At 70.3% G+C, this 1762-nt stretch carries 2 protein-coding genes and 1 pseudogene; 2 read left to right on the forward strand and 1 reads right to left on the reverse strand.

The window, feature by feature from the left end; all coding sequences use genetic code 11:
• Window positions 1–180 (reverse strand): annotated as a pseudogene (locus ACNFOC_RS53980) (hypothetical protein); the annotation flags it as partial.
• 20 nt (window positions 181–200) lie between these two features.
• On the opposite strand from ACNFOC_RS53980, the gene ACNFOC_RS53985 reads away from it, so the two are divergent.
• Window positions 201–638, forward strand: coding sequence for a gamma-glutamylcyclotransferase family protein (locus ACNFOC_RS53985; protein WP_019055782.1), 438 nt, complete (start codon window positions 201–203; stop codon window positions 636–638).
• Window positions 639–821: 183 nt separating this feature from the next.
• On the forward strand, window positions 822–1646 hold the full coding sequence (locus ACNFOC_RS53990; RefSeq protein ID WP_416966257.1) for a purine-nucleoside phosphorylase: 825 nt from the start codon (window positions 822–824) through the stop codon (window positions 1644–1646).
• The last annotated feature ends 116 nt before the right edge of the window (window positions 1647–1762 follow it).

Below are 1762 nucleotides of genomic sequence, written 5' to 3' on the forward strand. Positions count from 1 at the left end.
CTGGACGAGCGCTGGACGACGCGTTGGCCGCGCCGGCGTGCCGCCCTGGTTCTCGAACTGGCCGACGATCTTGGCGTTGGTCACCTCGGCCGAGGTGATGTAGAAGGCGGTCGGCAGGTCGGTGACGATCGCGTCGACCTGGCCGTTCTTGAGGACACGGATGCTCGTGTCGCCGCGCACGGCCGCGATACTCTCGAAGCATGTCGCTCTACGCCGCGTACGCCGGCAATCTCGACGCGCGGCTGATGACCCGCCGCGCCCCGCACTCGCCGTTGCGCGCCACGGGCTGGCTGAACGGGTGGCGGCTGACCTTCGGCGGCGAGCACATGGGCTGGGAGGGCGCGCTCGCGACGATCGTGGAGGCACCGCGCTCCCAGGTCTTCGTCGCGCTGTACGAGATCGCGCCGCCCGACGAGGACTCCATGGACCGGTGGGAGGGCGTCGGCCTCGACGTCTACCGCCGCATGCGGGTCCGGGTGCACACCCTGGAGGGCGAGGAACCCGCCTGGGTGTACGTGCTCAACGGCTACGAGGGGGGACTCCCGTCGGCGCGGTACCTCGGCGAACTCGCCGACGCCGCCGAGTCCGCGGGCGCGCCGCACGACTACGTGATGGAGCTGCGGAAGCGTCCCTGCTGAGGGTTCCGCACGGCTCTACCGAGAGTTCCGCACGGCTCTGCCGCGGGTCCCCCGCGATTCCGCTGAGGGTTTCCCACACATAACGCCCGTCACAGGTCTCGTTGGAAACGACAAGACAACGATCGCCATCCCGTGCGCTCTGTCATCTACGCGCGTAGGCCCAGACCAGCTACGCTCATCCGCGTGAACGCATCTCTTCTTCCGGACGACATCCAGGGCGACCCCCATGCCGCCGCTGACGCCGCCGCCACGCGCCTGCGCGAACTGACGGGCGCCGAGACCCACGACGTCGCCCTTGTGATGGGCTCCGGCTGGGGACCGGCCGTCGACGCGCTCGGCGTTTCCGAGGCCGACTTCCCCGTCACCGAGCTGCCCGGTTTCCCGCCGCCGGCCGTCGAGGGACACGGGGGCAGGGTCCGCTCGTACAAGATCGGTGACAAGCGCGCGCTGGTCTTCCTCGGCCGTACCCACTACTACGAGGGCCGCGGTGTCGCCGCCGTCGCGCACGGGGTCCGTACCGCCGTCGCCGCCGGCTGCAAGACCATCGTCCTCACCAACGGCTGCGGGGGGCTCCGCGAGGGTATGCGGCCCGGGCAGCCGGTGCTGATCAGCGACCACATCAACCTCACGGCCACGTCCCCGATCGTCGGCGCGAACTTCGTCGACCTGACGGACCTGTACTCCCCTCGGCTGCGCGCCCTGTGCAAGGACATCGACCCGGCTCTGGAGGAGGGCGTCTACGCCCAGTTCCCCGGGCCGCACTACGAGACTCCGGCCGAGATCCGCATGGCCCGGGTGATCGGGGCGGACCTGGTGGGCATGTCGACCGTGCTGGAGGCCATCGCCGCGCGCGAGGCGGGTGCGGAGGTGCTGGGTATCTCCCTGGTGACGAACCTCGCCGCGGGTATGACGGGTGAGCCGCTGAACCACGAGGAGGTTCTTCAGGCCGGCCGGGATTCCGCTTCGCAGATGGGGTCGCTGTTGGCCCAGGTGCTCGGTCGGTTGTAGGCGCCGTCCCCAACGGCCCTGGACAGCGCGATGAGTTCGGCGGGCAGCGCATGCCGGGAGGCGACGGGCTTCCCGTCACCGTCGGAGTGGGTGGACGACTGGGTGGTGGAGAACCC

Source organism: Streptomyces colwelliae, from assembly GCF_048158785.1.
In the GTDB taxonomy this organism is placed as follows: domain Bacteria; phylum Actinomycetota; class Actinomycetes; order Streptomycetales; family Streptomycetaceae; genus Streptomyces.

Bases quoted from the DNA above. Each gene is read 5' to 3' on its own strand.
- ACNFOC_RS53985 (WP_019055782.1), top strand. From the start codon at position 201: ATGTCGCTCTACGCCGCGTACGCCGGCAATCTCGACGCGCGGCTGATG.